This is a genomic window from Bradyrhizobium genomosp. III, from assembly GCF_000261705.1.
Taxonomy (GTDB): domain Bacteria; phylum Pseudomonadota; class Alphaproteobacteria; order Rhizobiales; family Xanthobacteraceae; genus Bradyrhizobium; species Bradyrhizobium ottawaense.
The window spans coordinates 1-4689 of sequence record NZ_AJQF01000189.1; the positions used below are offsets into that span (position 1 = coordinate 1).

At 65.5% G+C, this 4689-nt stretch carries 4 protein-coding genes; 1 reads left to right on the top strand and 3 read right to left on the bottom strand.

Annotated elements, in window-relative coordinates; genetic code table 11:
* Positions 1-379: 379 nt before the first annotated feature.
* Positions 380-1024, bottom strand: coding sequence for a glutathione binding-like protein (locus IC66_RS0116610; protein ID WP_028140343.1), 645 nt, complete (start codon positions 1022-1024; stop codon positions 380-382).
* Between the two features lie 103 nt (positions 1025-1127).
* Here IC66_RS0116610 and IC66_RS0116615 point away from each other — a divergent pair, with 103 nt between their 5' ends.
* Positions 1128-1790, top strand: a complete 663-nt coding sequence (locus IC66_RS0116615; protein ID WP_038948373.1) for a TetR/AcrR family transcriptional regulator — start codon at positions 1128-1130, stop codon at positions 1788-1790.
* A 167-nt stretch (positions 1791-1957) separates the two neighbouring features.
* On the opposite strand, the gene IC66_RS0116620 is transcribed toward IC66_RS0116615, so the two are convergent.
* Both IC66_RS0116620 and IC66_RS0116625 read right to left on the bottom strand, forming a co-directional pair.
* Positions 1958-3925 carry a methyl-accepting chemotaxis protein gene (locus tag IC66_RS0116620; RefSeq protein WP_038948374.1) on the bottom strand — a complete coding sequence of 656 codons (1968 nt, stop codon included), beginning with the start codon at positions 3923-3925 and terminating at the stop codon, positions 1958-1960.
* A 302-nt stretch (positions 3926-4227) separates the two neighbouring features.
* Positions 4228-4689, bottom strand: a 462-nt coding sequence (locus tag IC66_RS0116625; RefSeq protein ID WP_038948376.1) for an NAD(P)-dependent oxidoreductase, incomplete at its 5' end; no start/stop codon positions are given.

The following is a 4689-nucleotide window of genomic DNA, read 5'->3' on the forward strand; positions in this document are numbered from 1 at the left end:
TGCGCGTTTCTTTCGCACACGCGGGACCTCGGGTGTCAGCCGGCGCCCGGCCTTCCCTGCGCCCTTGCTTTTAAAGGGCGGAAGAGATCAGCAAAGCTCGGGCAAGTCAGGCCGCGAGAATAAGCAGTCATGTCCATCGCTAAACAACGGTCTCGTGCCCCGGACGCAGTGCAACGCGCCGCGTCTTCGCGGCGTGGTGCGCTGCAGAGCCGGGGCCCATGCATCAGCGAAGTGTGTAGCCTTCTGGGTCCCGGCTCTGCGCAGCAGCGTAAGAACGCTGCAGCGCGTCCGGGACACGAGAGAGGCGCGCCAAACGTCGTCCCGGCTTGTCGACCGGGACGACTTGCGCGAGCAAGAGCGAAGGGGTGTTCGGCTCGGCCTAGGCCGCCGCTTTCTTGCGCGCGAGCTCGGCCTTGTACAGTTCGAACTCTTCTGCAACCGCCTTCGCGACCGACGGCCGCTGGCGCAGGCGCTCGTAATAGGCCTTCACGTTCGGCCATTTGGCGAGCTCGATCGGCGGCGTTGCCATGGTCCAGTTGATGACCGTGACCAGATAGGCGTCGGCAACGCTGAAATGGTCGAGCAGGAAGTCGCGCCCCTTCAGGTAGTTGTCGAGATAGTCGAGCCGCGACAGGTTCTTCTCGAGGGCATAGGCCTTGGTCTCCTGCGGGGCCTTGCGATCGAGCACCGGGATGAAGAGGCCCTTGTGAAGTTCGGTACCGATGAAGCACAGCCATTGATGCAGCCGCGTGCGCTCGATGCCCTCTGCGGCGCCAAGCCCGGATTGCGGGAAGCGGTCGGCGACGTATTGCAGGATTGCCGCGTTCTCGGTCAGAACCACGCCCTCGTCGGTGCGCAGCGTCGGCACCAGGCCGATCGGATTGACGGCGCGGAAGTCGGAGCCGTCGCTCAGCACGGTCTTGGTCGGCGGGTCGACCTCGAGATAGTTCGCTTCGGCGCCGGCTTCATACAGCGCGACACGGGTTGCCATCGAACAGGCGAGCGGCGAGAAATAGAGATCCATCTGTAGCCTCCTTGGGCAATTTCTGAGATTTCGCTCAACCTGGCCAGATTGATTTTTGTACCATGTTGCATAATATGGGATCGGTCAAGGATTAGTTTGCGAAATGGTACAAAAATCGAAGCCGCCAGCTGCTGCCAATGAACCCGAGGGCGGCGGCCAACCTAGGCGCCGCGGCCGTCCGCGCGCCTACCAGCCGGATATCGCGCTCGGCAAGGCGCTGGATCTGTTCCGCCGGCAGGGTTTTGCCGCGACCTCGCTCGATGATCTGAGCGAAGCGACCGGGATGAACCGCCCGAGCCTTTACGGCGCCTTCGGCGACAAGCGGGAGCTCTACATCAAGAGCTATCAGCGCTACCGCGAGGATGCGCGGGCTTCCATGGCTGCGATCTTCCGCGAGGAGATGCCGGTGCGTCAGCGGCTGGAACGCATCTTCGCCTCCGCGCTGAACATCTATCTCTCGGGCGAGACCGGTCCGCGCGGCTGCTTTACGGTGGTGACCGCGGCGTCAGAAGCCGTTGGCGATCCCGAGATTCGCGCCATGGTGCTCGACGGTCTCGCCGAGCTCGACAAGGCCTTTGCAAACTGCTTCCGCCGCGCCAAGGAGAACGGCGAGCTGCCGGCGAGCGCCGATCCGGTCGTGCTGGCGCAGATCGCATCAGCCACCGTCCACACCATCGCCATCCGCTCGCGCGCGCGTGTATCGCGCAAGGAGCTGGAGGCGATCGTGAAGGGGGCGATCGACGTGATGGTGGGGGCCAAGAGTTAGGCTGTCGTCCCGGGGCGCGCGTAGCGCGAGCCCGGGACCCATAGCCACAGGGAGGTGTTTGGCGAAGACTAGGAGGTACCAGCTCGCCTAACAAACTTCTCCCTGGGGTTATGGGTCCCCGCCTTCGCGGGGACGACAGCGAGTATGTCGCCCGATCCCGCGCTCAACTACGCCGCGCGGATTTGCGCGAGGAAGCGATCCACCTCGTCCCGCAGCCGCTGCGACTGCTTCGACAGCTCGATCGCCGAACCCAGCACCTCCTCGGCCGCCGTGCCTGTTGCGGCGATGCCGGCAGTGACACCGGAGATGTTCTGCGAGACCTCGCCGGTGCGGGCGGCCGCCTGCTGGACGTTCTGTGCGATCTCCTGCGTCGCCGTGCCCTGCTGGCCGACGGCTGCGGCGATCGCGGCGGAGATTTCGTCGACTTGCTGGATCGTCGCGCAGATCGACTGGATGCCGTCCACAGCGCCTGATGTCTCGCCCTGCACCGCGTTGACCTGGGCGCCGATCTCCTCGGTCGCCTTCGCCGTCTGCGTCGCCAGTGCCTTGACCTCGGAAGCGACCACGGCAAAGCCGCGGCCGGCTTCGCCCGCGCGCGCCGCTTCGATCGTCGCGTTCAGCGCCAGCAGGTTGGTCTGGCCCGCGATGCCGTTGATGAAGGAGACGACGTCACCGATCTTTTGCGCCGCGTCCGCCAGGCTCTGCACGCGCTCGTTCGAGCGCCGTCCGTCGCTCGCGGCCTTGCCCACCACTTCGGTCGCGTGGGCGAGGCGCCGGCTGATCTCGGTCATCGACGAGGACAACTCCTCGGCTGCTGCGGCGACGGTCTGCACATTTTCCGAGGCCAGCGCCGACGCGGATGATACGGCGCCGGTCTGCTGTCGGGATTGCTCGACGATGGCCGACATCGAGCGCGCCGTATGCTCCATCTCGACCGCAGCCGAGGACACCGTGGTGACGACGTCGCGGATGCTGGCCTCGAAATTGTCGGCAAGCGCGGCGAAGGCACGCCGCTTCTCCGCTTCGGACTGCGCCTTGGCCTCCAGCTGCTCGGCCTGAAGCTTGCCAAAGTTGACGGCGTTGTCGCGGAACACCGCGACCGCCTTCACCATCGCCCCGACTTCGTCATTCGCCTTGCTGGCGGGGATGGTGACGTCGGTCCGGCCGTCTGCGAGCTCGCGCATGACGGACGTGATGGAGAGGATCGGACGCGAGATGCTGCGGGCGATGAGATAGCCGACGATGGCGGCAAGCACGAGCCCGATCGCGGCGATCGCAATCGCGAGCATCCAGGCGCGGTCGGCCGAGGCCTCGTAATCGGCATTGTCCATCACCAGTTCGACGGCGCCGAGCGGCTTTCCGGAAAAATCCTTGATCGGTCCGAGCAGCGCCGCCACCGGCGTATTGTCGAGCTTGGCCCGCTTCACCGTGAAGCTGCCTGTGGTAGCGCGGCCGTAATCGGCCGCGTCGAAGAAGCTCTTGCCCTTCAGCGTGCCGCCGAACAGCTTGAAGCCCGAGCCGTCGGCGAGGTGGAAGGCGACGTCGACATGGCGGTTGGTCTTGAAATCGTCGAGGAAGGACTGGCCGAAGGTCAGGCCGAATTCGACCGAGCCGAGCTGCTTGGCCCCTTGCGCGATCGGCACCACGCCGCGGATGCCGAGCCCGGCGACGCCGCCTTCGAGGCCGACCACGACCTTGCGATCCTGGTTGGCGACGACGACGGTCTTGCGGAATCCGCTGAGGTCGTCGCCGAACTTGGCGGGCTGGTGCACGCGCAGGAACGAGGTCGCCGGCGCCACATGGAACTGGAACTGCTCGACACCGTATTCCGATTTGGTCGCGGCAAAGACCGGACCGAACAGGGCTATCAGGGCGTTGCGGTCCTGCTTGGCCATCGCATCCTGCGTCGCCGGCATCGCGGCCACGACCGTGCTCATGGCGGCGGCCCGGTGCGATTCCTCGGCGATGCGCGACTGAAGGGCATCATAATGGCTGTGCAGCTCGCGCTGATCGGCGCGGTCGATGATCCCCGCGATGATCCACATCGCCCCGAGCACCGCAAACAGGGCGGTTGCCGCCGCCGTCACCGCGAGGGCAACCGTGATCCGCATCCTGAGGCCGAGGCTCGCGCGCATGTTCGACTCGTTGTTTGAGCGTTGGTTAACAACGCTTATCAACTTCTCGCTAAGAGAGGGTGAACGGGATACCGGCGGAGCGCTGTGGTTGTGAGCGATCGTTAGGCCAGCCCGGTTGCCTCCCCACAAACCGGGTCGTCCCCGCGAACGCGGGGACCCATACCGCGGAATCTATCAAGTAAAGACAGTCGCAGTACCGAGCTGCGACTTTTCGCAAAACTTCACCCTGTGGTTATGGATCCCCGCGTGCGCGGGGATGACACGGAATTTGCAGAACCAGCGTTCGCAAAATTCCGAGCGCCTCAATAGCCCCTGGCCCGGTCCACCACGTTCTCCAGCGTGCCGCCGGCCTCGAACCGTGCGATCTGCTCGGCGACATAGGCCGAGATCGCGTCCGCGTCGGTGTCGGCTGCGTTGTGGGGCGTCAGCACCACCTTGGGATGGGTCCAGAACCGGCTGTCCGCCGGCTGCGGCTCCTGCACGAAGACATCGAGCGAGGCGGCGCCCAGCGTGCCGTCGTCGAGGCAGGCGAGGATGTCGGCCTCGTTCTGCAAGCCCCCGCGGCCGGCATTGATCAGCACCGGAGCGCCGAGCGGGCTGTTGCGGTTGAGCTTGGTGAAGACGTCGCGGTTGAGGATGCCGTGCGTCTCCGGCGTCAGCGGCAGCAGGCAGACCAGGATATCGGTCGCGCGCAGGAACGTATCGATCTGGGCCGAGCCATGGAAGCATTCGACACCATCGATCGCGCGCTGGCTGCGGCTCCC

Coding starts and splice junctions, on each gene's coding strand:
- IC66_RS0116620 (WP_038948374.1), bottom strand. CDS start 3,925: ATGCGCGCGAGCCTCGGCCTCAGGATGCGGATCACGGTTGCCCTCGCG.
- IC66_RS0116610 (WP_028140343.1), bottom strand. CDS start 1,024: ATGGATCTCTATTTCTCGCCGCTCGCCTGTTCGATGGCAACCCGTGTC.
- IC66_RS0116615 (WP_038948373.1), top strand. CDS start 1,128: ATGGTACAAAAATCGAAGCCGCCAGCTGCTGCCAATGAACCCGAGGGC.